The sequence below is a fragment of the Shinella sp. 20P9.1.1 genome, from assembly GCF_057798995.1.
In genome coordinates this window covers 724,046-736,242 of the sequence record NZ_JBYOLC010000001.1, presented here as the reverse complement: position 1 = coordinate 736,242, position 12,197 = coordinate 724,046, and the positions used below count along the sequence as shown (strand labels likewise).

The following is a 12,197-nucleotide window of genomic DNA, read 5'->3' as shown; positions in this document are numbered from 1 at the left end:
TCAAGCTGCCATTCAACACATCTAAGATTTGCCCCGGCAACACGGGAGTAGCATATGGATTGCACGTTTATCGGCGCCCCCCTGCAAATCGGCGCGGGACAGCTTGGCTGCGAGATGGGGCCGAGCGCCCTTCGCATTGCAGGCCTGCGCGCGGCGCTTGAGGAACTCGGCCACACGGTCAAGGACACCGGCAACCTCACCCCCCGCCCCTTCGACGACATGCCCCATCCCAATAAGGCCGTGCATCACCTTGGCGAAACGGTCGCCTGGGTCGAGGCACTTTCGGCCGCGGCCTACGAGCATAGCGGGACCGGCATGCCGATCTTCCTTGGCGGCGACCACGCGATTTCCGCCGGCACGGTTCCGGGCCTCGCGCGCCGCGCCGCAGAGCTTGGCCGGCCGCTCTTCGTGCTCTGGCTCGACGCCCATACCGATTTCCACAGCCTGGAAACGACCGTCAGCGGCAATCTGCATGGCACGCCGGTTTCCTATTATACCGGCCAAACCGGTTTCGACGGCTACTTCCCCGCTCTGGCGCATGCCGTGCCGACGGAAAATGTCTGTATGATCGGCATTCGCTCGGTCGATGCCGCCGAGCAGGCGGCTATCCGCAAGACCGGCATTACCGTGCATGACATGCGCGTGATCGACGAACATGGCGTGGGCGTGCTGGTGCGCACCTTCATCGAACGGGTCCGGGCCGCAAACGGCCTGCTGCACGTCAGCTTCGACGTCGATTTTCTCGAGCCGGAAATCGCACCGGCCGTCGGCACGACGGTGCCGGGCGGCGCGACGTTCCGCGAGGCGCATCTGATCATGGAGTTGCTCCATGACAGCAACCTCGTGACGAGCCTCGATATCGTCGAGCTCAATCCGTTCCTCGACGAGCGCGGCAAGACCGCCAAGCTGCTCGTCGATCTCGTTGCCAGCCTGATGGGCAAGCGGGTGATGGATCGCCCGACGCTCGCGGGCTGAATAGCTGTTCTTGGCTGGAGGGAAAATGAACACTGAACCGAAATTGAACGTCGTGCCGTTCGTCAGCGTCGACCATATGATGAAGCTGGTGCTGAAGGTCGGCATCGACCGGTTCCTGACGGAGCTGGCCGCGACCATCGAAGAGGACTTCCGCCGCTGGCCGGTCTTCGACAAGACCCCGCGCGTCGCGTCGCACTCCGAGGAAGGCGTCATCGAACTGATGCCGACGAGCGACGGGACGCTCTACGGCTTCAAATATGTCAACGGCCACCCGAAGAACACGCGCGACGGCCGGCAGACCGTGACGGCTTTCGGCGTGCTGTCGGATGTCGGCAACGGTTATCCGATGCTGCTGACGGAAATGACGATCCTGACGGCGCTGCGCACGGCGGCAACCTCGGCTGTCGCTGCAAAATACCTGGCACGGCCGAACGCCCGCACCATGGCCATCATCGGCAATGGCGCACAGAGCGAATTCCAGGCCCGCGCCTTCAAGTCTCTGCTCGGCGTGGACAAGCTGCGCCTCTATGACGTCGACGCGTCCGCAACCCGCAAATGCGCGCAGAACCTCGCAGGTCTTGGCTTCACCATCACGGAATGCACTTCCGTGGAGGAGGCCGTCGAGGGGGCAGATATCATCACCACCGTGACCGCCGACAAGCAGTATGCGACGATCCTGTCGGACAATCATGTCGGCCCCGGCGCGCACATCAACGCGGTTGGAGGCGACTGCCCCGGCAAGACCGAACTGAGCAAGGATATCCTGCTGCGCTCGGACATCTTCGTCGAATATCCGCCGCAGACGCGCATCGAGGGTGAGATCCAGCAGCTGCCGGCCGAGCACCCCGTCATCGAGCTCTGGCAGGTCATGACCGGTCAGACGGAAGGCCGCAAGAGCGCCGACCAGATCACGCTCTTCGACAGCGTCGGCTTCGCCATCGAGGATTTTTCCGCGCTCCGCTACGTACGCGACAAGATTGCCGAGCATGGCATGTTCATCGAACTCGACCTCCTTGCCGATCCCGACGAGCCGCGCGACCTCTACGGCATGCTGCTGCGCTGCGAGAAGAAGCTCAACGCCGCCTGACATCGCCGACGACATGCGACCGCCCGGTTTGCCGACAGGCAGACCGGGCGGAACTGCGTTTAGATGCAGGTCTTCAGAGTTTCACGACCGTCTTGCGGGCCAGCAGCCCCTGCGGCGCGAAGAGCAGGACGGCGATGACAAGGAGAATGGTGAAGGCGTCGCGATAACTGAGCAGGCTCTCCGGCAAATAGGCTTGCAGGAAGACTTCGATGAAGCCGAGCAGGAAGCCGCCGGCAACGGCGCCCGAAAGGCTGCCGAGGCCGCCGATGATCGCCGCGATGAAGGCTTTGAGCACCGGCAGGAACCCCATCAGCGGATCGACGCTGCCGCGCTGGGCCACCCAGAGAATGCCGGCGACGCCCGCCATGAGGCCGGAAATCGCAAAGGCTGTGGCGACGACGGCATTGGCGCGGATGCCCATCAGGCGGACGATGGCGAAATCCTCCGATGCCGCCCGCATGGCACGGCCCAGCACCGTGGTGCGCAGGAAGAGGTTGAGGCCGACCAGCATGATAACCGTGACGAGAATGGAAATCGCCTGGATGACGCCGATATGCAGGCCACCGATCTCGATCGTACCGGACAGGCTCATCGGCATCGGTACCGGCTTCGGGCGGGCGGAAATGAAGTTCTGAAACAGCACGCGCAGGATGGCGCTGACGGCGAAACTCGTCAGCAGCAGCGTCGTACCGCTTGCTCCGCGCACCGGGCGGAAGGCGATGCGTTCCATCAGGAGCACCAGCACGATCGCGACGATCAGGGCGAAGACGACGGCAAGGCCGAACGGCAGGCCAAAGAGGAGCGCAAAACACAGGCCGTATCCGGCAGCCGTCATCAACTCGCCATGCGCGAAATTGATGAGGCTCATGATCGAGAAGACCACGGCGAGGCCGAGCGCAAGCAGCGCATAGGTACCGCCGAGGCTGAGCGCATTGACCAGCTGCTGCAGGAACATGTCCATGGATGGTTTTCCTTCTTGCCGGTCACGCGCCGAGATAGGCGCCCTGGATTTCTGTGGAATTGCGCAGATCGGCCGCCGGACCCGAGAGCACGATGCGGCCGTTCGCCATGACATAGCCGGCGTCGGCGATCTCCAGTGACAGCGAGACGTTCTGCTCAACGAGCAGGATCGTCAGTCCGCGCTGACGCAGGCCGGCGATCAGCTCGAAAATCTGGTCGACGATCTGCGGGGCAAGACCGAGCGAGGGTTCGTCGAGCAGCAGGAGATCGGGCGAGGACATCATGGAACGGGCGATTGCCAGCATCTGCTGCTCGCCGCCGGAGAGCGATCCGGCCTTCTGATGCAGGCGCTCCTTGAGGATCGGAAAGCGCGACAGCATATCCTCGCGCACCACATCGATCTGCCCCCTGCCCTTGTGCATGGCCCCGCCGAGGAGAAGGTGTTCGTCGACTGTGAGGGTCGGGAAGATGCGGCGCCCTTCCGGCGTCAGCGTCATCCCCATGCGCACGATCATCTCGGGCGGCAAGGCGGAAATGTCCTTGCCGGCGAAGGTCACGCGGCCGGCTTTCTTGGCGGCGAGGCCGACGAGCGCATTGAGCGTCGAGCTCTTGCCTGCACCATTGGCGCCAAGCAGCGTGACGATCTCTCCCTTGCGGACCTTGAGATCGACGCCCTTCAGCGCCTCGACCGGTCCATAGGCGACCTTGAGGCCGCTGACCTCGAGCAAGGGGGTCTCGTCGGAAATGTCACGCGTCATCGGGCAGATCCTCGCCGCGGCTCATCCGCCCCGGCCAACAGCAGGAAAACCGCCCTCCGGCCGGAGCCGGAGGGCATCGCTTGAAAAATCACGGCGCCGGAACGTCTTCGGCCGCCGGGACGCCCTGGCTGACCAGCGAGCGGTTGCCGCCCTCGATGCGCACCAGCGAGACGGAGCGCATCGGCATGCCCTGCGTGCCGACATAGCTGATCTTGCCGGTCACGCCCTCGACCCCGTCGAGCGATGCGATGGCCTCGCGGATAGCGATCGAATCGACGCTATCGGCCTTGGTGACGGCGGCCTCGATCACCTTGCCGAGGTCGTAGCCGTTGGCGATGTAGACGGTGTCCGGCTCCTGACCGAACTTTGCCTTGTACTTCTCGTTGAAGGCGGCGAGCGGGCTGCCCTCCGTCGCGAAACCGGCCGTGGTGAAGACCACCCCGTCGACCAGCGGGCCGAGACCGAAGGTCGTCGGGGAATCGATACCGTCGCTGCCGAGGATCGGCGTGGCGACACCCGCGCCGCGCAGCTGGCGGATGAAGGCCGGGAAGTCGGGCTCGTAGGCGGCGGTCATGATGACGTCGGGCGCCGGGTTCAGCGCCTTGATCTTGGTGACTTCGGCGCTGAAGTCCTGTTGGCCCATGCTGTAGGTACCCTCACCGATCACCTCGCCACCCTTGCCCTTGAAGCTGGTGGCGAAATATTCCGGGAGCTTCAGCGTGTAGGCGGTGTCCGGCGACTTCACGACATAAGCGGTCTTGAAGCCCTTCTCCTTGGCATAGTTCGCCAGCACCGCGGCCTGGACATTGTCTGCCGGGTAGTTGCCGAACATGTAGTCACCGACAGCCAGTGGCATGGTCGGCGTCGTGGCGCAGAAGGAGAAGGCCGGGATCTGCGCGGCCTGGGTAATCTGGCCGGCGGCGATCGACGGGTCGGCATCGCACGGCGTGATGAGGATCTTGATACCTTCATCGACCAGTTCCTGCGCGACAAGCGCCGTCTGGGCCGCATCCGAGCGGGTATCCTTGGCAATCATCTTGATCGGGAATTTGCCTGCGATACCGCCCGCCGCGTTGATTTCGTCGACCGCCATTTGAAGACCTTTCAGCGAAGGCTGGTCGACGTAAGCGAGGGCGCCGGTCTGCGCAGTCGCGATCCCGACGACGAGATCTTCGGCAAGCGCCGGGAAAGCGAGGGCGCCAAGCGCGGTGGACAAAAACAATGCCTTCAATGTCGTTTTCATTCTTATTCTCCTCTGGTGGTTATGCGGGCTTGCCGGCGGTATGCGGATCAAGGTCCGGCACGACGGTGTCGATTTTTGCTGCGGTCTGCTGCGCGGCCGAACGGCGGCGGCCGATATAGGCTTCGATGACGGCGGGATTGGCCTGGATTTCCGCCGGCGTTCCGATGGCGATCTGCTGGCCCTTGTTGAGCACCACGACAACGTCGCAGAGCCGCATGATGAGCTTCAGGTCGTGTTCGACGACGAGGAGACCCAGGCGGTGCTTCGTGCGGATGCGATCGAGCACGGTCATCAATTCCTGCGTCTCGGCCGGGTTCATGCCGGCGGCGGGCTCGTCGAGCAGGAGGTAGCGGGGCTTCAGCGCCAGCGCACGGGCGATTTCCAGCCGCCGTTGCGCGCCGTAGGACAGTGTGCCGGCGAGCTGGCCCGCAACATCGACAAGGCCGACTTCGGCCAACGCTTCCCGTGCCAGATCAACCGGATCGCGTTCGCCCGCTACGGCGCTTGCGGCGACCGTCACGTTCTCGAGGACCGTGAGGTTCTTGAACAGGCGGATGTTCTGGAAGGTGCGGGCCAGGCCAGTGACCGGCACACGATGGACCGGGAGCGAGGCGACGTCGGTCCCGTCGATCATCACCCGGCCGGTCGACGGCGGCACGACGCCGGAGACACTGTTGATGAGCGTGGACTTGCCGGCGCCGTTCGGGCCGATCAGGCCGGTGACGAGACCAGGACGGATTTCGAAATCGGCCTTTTCCAGTGCGACCAGCCCGGAGAAGCGCTTGCCGACATTTTCGATACGCAAAGTGCCTGCTTCCCTGGGCATCGCTTGCACCGGCTGCTCGACCACCGGCTTTACACCCCCGGCGGCAAGGCGCTTGAGGAACGGTACCTGCTCGTCGATTTCACGCACCCCGAGCAGGCCATCCTGAAGGCGGTACATGACGAGCAGGATGGCAAGGCCGATGCCGATATCGGTGAGGCCGAACACCGTGGGCAGCGACAGGAAGCCGAGATCGACGCCGCCCTCGAGTTTGCGCAGCATTTCCACGATCAGCATGATGACAGCAGAACCGACGACCGCGCCGGAAACGGTGGTGATGCCGCCGAGGATCAGCATGGCGAGCAGCATGAAGGTGAAGTTGAAATAGAAGTCCTTCGGCGAGAAGGCGCCGATGAAATGAGCAAACAGCACACCCGCGGCACCCGACAGAATCGCGCCGAGAACCCAGGCGAGGAAGCGGTGCAGCCGCACATTCACGCCGACGGCAGTCGAGGCGATCTCATCCTCCCGCGAGGCACGCAGTTTCATGCCGGCGGCACTGTCGCGATAGATACGGGCGATGGCGACCGCGAGAATGGCGAAGGGAAGCGCGACCCAGACGTTCACTGCGCGCGGAATGCCGAAGAAGGTCTGACTGCCGCGGGTAAAGTCGCTGGAGGCGACCATCACGACATGCACGATGACGAGGAAGCCGAGCGTGCAGATCGAGGCGGAGGAGCCGCCGAGCCGGGCGACCGGAATGCCGATGGCGACCGCCACCAGCGCGACGACGACGAGGGCGACGAGAAGTGCCGGCAGGAACGGCATGCCCCAACCCATCAGCCAGTCCGGCAGATGCGGCAACGCCGTCTTCTGCACGATCGGATTGATGGTCAGGAGGCCGGACGCATAGGCGCCGACGGCCATGAAGCCGACATTACCGAAGGAGATGATGCCTGAATTGCCGCTATAGACGCCGATGCCGATGACGGCGACCACATTGATCAGGAACAGCGTCACCAGCCGCTCCCCAGCGCCCGGAAAGAGGCCTTTCGCCACCAGGGCTGCGATCACCAGGGGAAGCACCGTCGCGACGATCCCGACGACGGTCCCGCGCCTTATGCGCACCATCAGCATTCTCCCGATTTGCGGCTTCGTTCGTCGAGCCTGTTCCCGCAACAAACGTTAATCGAGAAAACATATATGTCAATCTTGTTTCATTTTTTATTGTCTGCTAGCAAGAATGTAACAAAATTAAAATCGTGCTGCGAACGCCGATCAGAGGGGGAGGCAAGGAATGGCCATTCGAGACCGCCTGACGGACGGGGAAATCGCCTTCACCCGCGCTGAGCTCAAGATCGTGCGGCAGCTGCTGTCGAACTATCCGGCAGCCGGCCTCAATACGGTTGCGCATCTCGCCAGCGCCGCCGGCGTCAGCAACCCGACCGTCGTGCGTTTTGCCAACAAGCTCGGCTACGAGGGCTATCCGGAATTCCAGGCCGCTCTTCTTGGTGAGGTGCAGGAGCGGATGAGCTCGCCGCTCTCCATGCTCGACACGCGCAAGCCCTCGCTGGAGCAGGAGAATTTCTACCAGTATTTTATGCGCGCCAGCATTCATGCGCTGGAATCGTCGATGCAGATGCTGCCATCCGACGACTTCGAGGCTGCCATTGACGCAGCTGCCGACCTGAACATGCGGGTGCATTGTCTCGGCGGACGTTTCAGCGGTTTTCTCGCCGGTCTTCTCTGGTCGCACATGAAGCAGTTGCGGGGCGAAACACGATGGATCAACGGGTCTCAGGCCGATCAAGTCGACCAGCTGGTCGATCTCGGCAAGCGCGACGTGCTCTTCGTCTATGACTACAGACGCTACCAGATCGACACGATCCGCTTCGCAAAGCGGGCTGCAAAACAAGGCGCGCGCATCGTGCTCTTTACCGACCGTTGGGTCTCCCCGATCGCCGAATGCGCTTCCGTTACGTTGATGACGTCGGTCGATACGGTCTCGCCCTACGACACTATGGTACCCGCCATCGCCCAGACCGAAGCGCTGATCGCCGGCCTCACCGCCCGCATTGCCAGCCAGTCGCGCGGACGCATGGAACGTATGGAAGAGCTGCGCCGCAGCTACGGCATCACCGAGGACGCCTACCCGAACCCGGTCGAGAGCAGCAGATAGACTTTGCCTGAAGGGCAAACGGACACATCATTGGAGGGAAGATATGACTGCGATTGAAGTCCAATACGGCAAGGACCTGGTGCGCCGCGACAGTGCCTACGAAAGCGGCATGACCGCCCTGCTCTATGTCGATATGCAACGTATCTGGTGCGAGCCGAACCTCGACCCGACCCATCCGCAGGATGCCGACAGCTATTATCACCGCCGGCTCCGCGAAAAGGTCATTCCGAACCAGGTGCGCATTCTCGAAGCGGGCCGCAAGGCCGGCTGCAACGTGCTGCACACCATCATCGAAAGCCTGACGCTTGATGGCCGCGACCGCTCGCTCGATCATAAACTGTCCGACATGCATGTTCCCAAGGGTTCGCCTGAAGGCCAGGTGATCCCTGCTTTGGCGCCTGTCGAAAACGAGATCGTTCTGCCGAAGACCTCGTCGGGCGTTTTCAATTCGACGAACATCGACTACGTCCTGCGCAACCTCAACACGCGCTACCTGATCATTGCCGGCGTCATCACAGATCAATGTGTCGATATGGCCGTGCGCGACGCCGCCGATCGCGGTTATCTGGTAACGGTCGTGGACGATGCCTGCGCCACCTACAGCCAGGAACGCCACGAGGCGGCGTTGCGCGCCTATTCCGGCTATTGCTGGATCACCGACACGCAGACCGTCATCGGCCGCCTTGCCGCGCTCGACCGCGCCTGATCGTTTCACAAGGGGATCACCATGAACGAGAGCAGCAACGGCAAAGCCTTCGCCGACCTGATGGAACTCGCGACCTTTGTCACGACTGATATTGCCGGCATTACCCGCGGCCGCAGCTTCGCGGCCGCCGAGGTCGAGGACTATCTGCGCAAGGGCGTCGGCTGGGTGCCGGCGAACCTCGCCTTGACGCCGTTCGATCTCATCGCCGACCCGAACCCCTGGGGCTCGGCCGGCGATCTGCGCCTGATGGCCGATCCCGCAAGTAAAGCCCGCGTCACCTGCCTGCCGGACGAGACGGCGCTGCACTTCTACCATTCCGATATCACCGACCTGAAGGGCGAGCCGTGGGATTGCTGCGTGCGCAGCTTCCTCAAGGCGACGCTGGCAGACTTCGAGAAGGAAGCCGGTCTCAAGGTCATCAGCGCGGTCGAACAGGAATTCCAGATCCTCGGTGCCGATTGGCCCGCAGCACCGGCCTTCGGCCTGCGCGCCCAGCGCCGCGCCGAACCCTTCGGATCCCTGCTGATGACCGCGCTGAAGGAAGCCGGGGCCGAGCCGGAAATGTTCCTGCCGGAATACGGCAAGGACCAGTTCGAAGTCACATGCCGCCCCGCCCCCGCACTCGTCGCCGCCGATCGCGGCGCGACGATCCGCGCCGTCACGCGCGAGGTCGCCGCCCTCTTCGGCTGGACCGCCAGCTTCGCGCCGAAAACCGACCCCGATGGCGTCGGCAACGGCGTGCACCTGCATGTCAGCTTCACCGACCTCGACGGCAATCCCTTCACCTTCGACGCGTCGCGCCCCGGCCGGCTTTCCAAGGTTGCCGGATCCTTCGCGGCCGGTGTCATCAAGCACCTGCCGGCGCTCGTCGCCTTCACCGCGCCCTCGGTGCTTTCATACATGCGCCTCGTGCCGCACCATTGGAGTGCCGCCTATACCTGCCTGGGTGAAAAGAACCGCGAGGCGACGCTGCGCATCTGCCCGACGCTCGACCTGCCCGGCAGCAACCCGGCAAGACAGTTCAACATGGAATACCGCGCCGCCGATGCCTGCGCGAGCCCGCACCTGTCGCTGGCCGTCGTGCTGCGTGCCGGCCTCGAGGGTATTCGCGCCGGGCTGGAGCAGCCGCCGCTGATCAACACCGACCCGTCGGAATTCTCAGCCGAGGAACAGGCAAGGCTCGGCGTCCGCCGCCTGCCTTCCAGCCTTTCCGAAGCGCTGGATACGCTTGCCGCCGATGACGTGGTGACCGGCTGGTTCTCGAAGGATTTCCTTGACTGCTATTTCGCCATGAAGCGCAAGGAGATCGAGATCGTCGAGGGGCTTTCGCCCGAAAACCTCTGCGCCCGCTACGCCACCGTCTATTGATTGGGCAGATCATGACCTCAAGCAATGTCATTCCCCATCCCGAGAACCGGTGGCGGCACGATCCGGCCCTGCCGCTGCTCGCCATCGACGAGCCGCCGCCCTATAGCGTGATCAATCCCGATGGGACCTCACCCTACCTGCTGCTTTGTGAACATGCGTCCAACCGTATCCCGAAGGCGCTGGGCGACCTCGGTCTGCCGGAGACGGAGCGCCGGCGCCACATCGCCTGGGATATCGGCGTCAACGCGCTCTCCCAGCATCTCAGCCGCATGCTCGATGCGCCGCTGTTCATGACGAACTATTCGCGGCTCGTCATCGACTGCAACCGTCCCCTCGGCGTCCCCTCGGCCATGCCCGAAATCAGCGAAACGACCAAGATCCCCGGCAATATCGGCCTGACGGAAGCTGAGAAGGCGCAGCGCATCGACACGTTGTTCACGCCCTATGCCGAGGCCGTCGCGAGACGGCTAGACCTGTTGCAGCAACAGGGCAAGCGCCCGATCGTCGTTGGGATCCATTCCTTCACGCCTGTTTATTTCGGCAAGCAACGCCCATGGCATGCCGGTATCCTCTATGGACAGGCAACCGGCTTCGGCCAAATGCTAGTCCGGGAACTCCAGGCGGAATCCGGCCTCATTATCGGCGACAACGAGCCTTACATCATCCATCGGGATGAGGACTATACGGTGCCCGTCCATGCAGACGCTCGCGGCCTGCCGGGTGCCCTCATCGAGGTGCGGCATGATCTGATCGACACGCTTTCCGGCGTCGGCGAATGGGGTGACAGGCTCACCCGCTGTTTCAAGGCGGCATTGCAGGAGCAAGGCTGATGGAGGACAGTCTCTACGACAGGGATGAAGCGGCCATCGGCACCCTGCAGAAGCTGCGCTTCTTCCCGCTTGCCATCAGCGGCGGCAAGGGTGCGCGGCTTGTGGAGGAGAATGGCCGCGAACTCATCGACCTCTCCGGCGCCTGGGGCGCGGCGAGCCTCGGCTACGGCCATCCCGCCATCGTCGAGGCCGTCTCCACCGCCATCGCCAACCCTGCCGGCGCAAGCATCCTTTCCGCCTCGAACGCACCGGCCGTGGCGCTTGCCGAAAGGCTTCTGGCGCGTTTTCCCGGCCGCGGCGGGCATAAGATCTGGTTCGGCCATTCCGGCTCCGATGCAAACGAAGCCGCCTATCGGGCGATCGTGAAGGCAACCGGCCGCACCGGCGTCATCGCCTTTGTCGGCGCCTATCATGGCTGCACCGTCGGCTCGATGGCATTTTCCGGCCACAGCGTTCAGGCCGGCGCAGCCAAGGCGGATGGGCTGATCCTTCTGCCCTACCCCGATCCCTACCGCCCCCATGAGGGCGATCCGACGGGCAATGCCATCCTCACGCTTCTCAAGGAGAAGCTGGCCTCGGTTCCGGCCGGCTCGATCGGTGCGGCCTTTATCGAGCCGATCCAGTCAGATGGCGGCTTGATCGTTCCTCCCGATGGTTTTTTGCGCAAGTTTGCGGATATCTGCCGCGCCCATGGCATTCTCGTCGTCTGCGACGAGGTGAAGGTGGGCCTTGCCCGCAGCGGCCGCCTGCATTGCTTCGACCACGAGGGCTTCGTGCCCGATATCCTGGTGCTCGGCAAAGGCCTCGGCGGCGGCTTGCCGCTCTCGGCCGTCATTGCGCCGGCCGATATCCTCGATTGCGCCAGCGCATTTGCCATGCAGACCCTGCATGGCAATCCGGTCTGCGCCGCCGCAGGCCTTGCCGTCCTCGAAACGATCGACCGCGAAGACCTTGCCGCAGGCGCGGAGCGTAAGGGAAAATTGCTGCGCGACGGTCTGGCGAGGCTTGCCGAACGCCACACCCTGATCGGCGACATTCGCGGCCGGGGCCTTGCCTGCGGCGTCGAACTCGTGCTCGCCCGCCAAACCCGCGCGCCGGCCCGTGCGGAGACCGCAAAGCTGATCTACCGCGCCTACGAACTCGGCGTCGTGCTTTATTATGTCGGCATGAACGGCAACGTCCTCGAAATGACCCCGCCGTTGACCGTAACGGAGGACGAAATCCAGGATGCGCTCGGCCGTCTGGATCAAGCCCTATCGGATTTGCCAAACGTTTCGAATGAAAAGCTCGCGCGATTTGCGGGGTGGTAGATAACGTTCCCGGCGAAT

At 63.5% G+C, this 12,197-nt stretch carries 11 protein-coding genes; 7 read left to right on the top strand and 4 right to left on the bottom strand.

Features of this window, described 5'->3' with window-relative positions:
- The first annotated feature begins 54 nt into the window (after nt 1–54).
- Together rocF and ocd are read left to right on the top strand one after the other, a co-directional pair.
- Nucleotides 55–975 carry an arginase gene (gene rocF, locus AC27VQ_RS03425; protein WP_313529546.1) on the top strand — a complete coding sequence of 307 codons (921 nt, stop codon included), beginning with the start codon at nt 55–57 and terminating at the stop codon, nt 973–975.
- A gap of 25 nt (nt 976–1,000) precedes the next feature.
- Entirely contained in the window at nt 1,001–2,062 is a 1,062-nt protein-coding gene (ocd, locus tag AC27VQ_RS03420) for an ornithine cyclodeaminase (protein WP_488715218.1), read from the top strand.
- Between the two features lie 73 nt (nt 2,063–2,135).
- Here the strand turns inward: ocd and AC27VQ_RS03415 are convergent, their stop codons facing one another.
- The 4 genes from AC27VQ_RS03415 to AC27VQ_RS03400 form a co-directional block, all read right to left on the bottom strand.
- On the bottom strand, nt 2,136–3,023 hold the full coding sequence (locus AC27VQ_RS03415) for a branched-chain amino acid ABC transporter permease (RefSeq protein ID WP_313529541.1): 888 nt from the start codon (nt 3,021–3,023) through the stop codon (nt 2,136–2,138).
- A 22-nt stretch (nt 3,024–3,045) separates the two neighbouring features.
- Entirely contained in the window at nt 3,046–3,780 is a 735-nt protein-coding gene (locus AC27VQ_RS03410; RefSeq protein ID WP_313529538.1) for an ABC transporter ATP-binding protein, read from the bottom strand.
- 88 nt (nt 3,781–3,868) lie between these two features.
- A complete protein-coding gene (locus AC27VQ_RS03405; RefSeq protein ID WP_488715217.1) occupies nt 3,869–5,023 on the bottom strand; it encodes an ABC transporter substrate-binding protein in 1,155 nt (384 codons plus the stop codon).
- A 19-nt stretch (nt 5,024–5,042) separates the two neighbouring features.
- Complete coding sequence (locus AC27VQ_RS03400) at nt 5,043–6,917, bottom strand: branched-chain amino acid ABC transporter ATP-binding protein/permease (protein ID WP_313529534.1); 1,875 nt, start codon at nt 6,915–6,917, stop codon at nt 5,043–5,045.
- 166 nt (nt 6,918–7,083) lie between these two features.
- On the opposite strand from AC27VQ_RS03400, the gene AC27VQ_RS03395 reads away from it, so the two are divergent.
- The 5 genes from AC27VQ_RS03395 to AC27VQ_RS03375 are packed head-to-tail and all read left to right on the top strand — an operon-like array spanning nt 7,084 to nt 12,179.
- Nucleotides 7,084–7,965, top strand: coding sequence for a MurR/RpiR family transcriptional regulator (locus AC27VQ_RS03395; RefSeq protein WP_421593199.1), 882 nt, complete (start codon nt 7,084–7,086; stop codon nt 7,963–7,965).
- A 43-nt stretch (nt 7,966–8,008) separates the two neighbouring features.
- A complete protein-coding gene (locus tag AC27VQ_RS03390) occupies nt 8,009–8,671 on the top strand; it encodes a cysteine hydrolase family protein (RefSeq protein WP_488715216.1) in 663 nt (220 codons plus the stop codon).
- A gap of 21 nt (nt 8,672–8,692) precedes the next feature.
- Nucleotides 8,693–10,039, top strand: a complete 1,347-nt coding sequence (locus AC27VQ_RS03385; RefSeq protein ID WP_488715215.1) for a glutamine synthetase family protein — start codon at nt 8,693–8,695, stop codon at nt 10,037–10,039.
- Between the two features lie 11 nt (nt 10,040–10,050).
- Nucleotides 10,051–10,869, top strand: coding sequence for an N-formylglutamate amidohydrolase (locus AC27VQ_RS03380; protein ID WP_488715214.1), 819 nt, complete (start codon nt 10,051–10,053; stop codon nt 10,867–10,869).
- Nucleotides 10,869–12,179, top strand: a complete 1,311-nt coding sequence (locus AC27VQ_RS03375; protein ID WP_488715213.1) for an aspartate aminotransferase family protein — start codon at nt 10,869–10,871, stop codon at nt 12,177–12,179. The genes AC27VQ_RS03380 and AC27VQ_RS03375 overlap by 1 nt, the downstream gene beginning before the upstream one ends.
- The last annotated feature ends 18 nt before the right edge of the window (nt 12,180–12,197 follow it).